1 protein-coding gene is annotated in these 1317 nt (G+C 61.1%); it reads left to right on the top strand.

What is annotated here, in order from left to right; all coding sequences use genetic code 11:
- A partial coding sequence (locus KW849_RS31650) for a DUF2345 domain-containing protein (RefSeq protein WP_256357473.1) occupies window positions 1-1317 on the top strand: 1317 nt, incomplete at both ends.

Below are 1317 nucleotides of genomic sequence, written 5' to 3'. Positions count from 1 at the left end.
TCAGCGCCCCCCAGGGCATCGCCCTGACCAGCGGCCAGCACCTGCAACTGGCCGCGCAGGACAACCTGATGCTCAACGCCGGCGGCCAAGCCGACCTCAGCGTGGTCAAGCGCCTGTTCATCGGCGTGGGGCAGGGCCTGAGCCTGTTCGTGCGCAAGCTGGGGATCCAGCTGATCGCCAACCAGGGCCCGATGAGTGTGCAGGCGCAGAACGACCGCCTGGAACTGATCGCCCGGCATGGCCTGGACATCACCAGTACCGAAGACGAAATCCACATCACGGCGAAAAAGAGGATCGTCCTTAACGGCGGGGGCAGTTACCTCAGCCTGGATAAATGCCGGATCGAGTCGGGGACCGCCGGGGATCACATGGCCAAGGCGGCGCATTTCGAGTACAGCGGTGCAGCTCAACAAGCGCCACGGATCTTGACCGTACCCACACGCATCGACCCGCCACTGGAGTTCCACGAGCAGTTCCGCTTGTTTGCCAGCAATGGCGAACAACCTTTGGCCAGCATGCCTTACAAGATCACCGCGGCCTCCGGCAAGGTCTGGAAAGGCATCACCGACAGCCAGGGCTTCACCGAACGCGTGTACACCGCCCAGTCCGAAGCGTTGTCGCTCGCCTACGACATGGAAGAAGAGGAAGAGGAAGAAGAACTCGAAGGCATCACCTTGCGCCTGGGGCTGTTCTTCGATGGCACGGGGAACAACCTGGGCAATGCGGCCGCGACCGAGCAGTGCCGACGTGAAGATCTGGAGTTGTTCGAGCAGAGTGACCTGGCGAGCATTGTGCAATTGTGCAAACAGCATGGGTTTGACGGGTTTGATGGCAGTGGTTTTGCCAGTGCACCGGACAACAGTTACGGCAATGCGCCGAGTAATGTGGCGCATCTGCATGAGTTGTATCCGGATCATGCGACTGATGGGCTCCCACCAGGGGCTGAAATTGGCTATGTAAAGCTTTACTTGGAGGGCATCGGCACTCGCAGTGGCGGCAAGGACTCGCTGGCGGGCCAAGCCACCGGCCGCGGGGAAACCGGAGTGGTGGCGCGAGTTCAGCAGGCGCCAGGCGCAATCGAGAAGCAACTCGAACGTTTTCAGCAAACCAATCCAAGCACCCGAATTCGACGTATCGAATTCGACATTTTCGGTTTCAGCCGCGGGGCCGCCGCCGCGCGTCACTGCGCTAATGAGCTGCTAAAGTCGGGACGCGGGGTGTTCGCCAACGTGTTGCAGGCCGGGCGCTTTGGCCTGACAACGGACTTCGACCCCGCCGTGGACGTCAGTCTCAACCTGATCGGACTGTTCGACACCG

The sequence above is a fragment of the Pseudomonas sp. PDM26 genome, assembly GCF_019219185.1.
Classification (GTDB): Bacteria; Pseudomonadota; Gammaproteobacteria; order Pseudomonadales; family Pseudomonadaceae; genus Aquipseudomonas.
The sequence above is the reverse complement of the archived record's forward strand: the minus strand, read 5'-3'. Positions and strand labels throughout refer to the sequence as shown.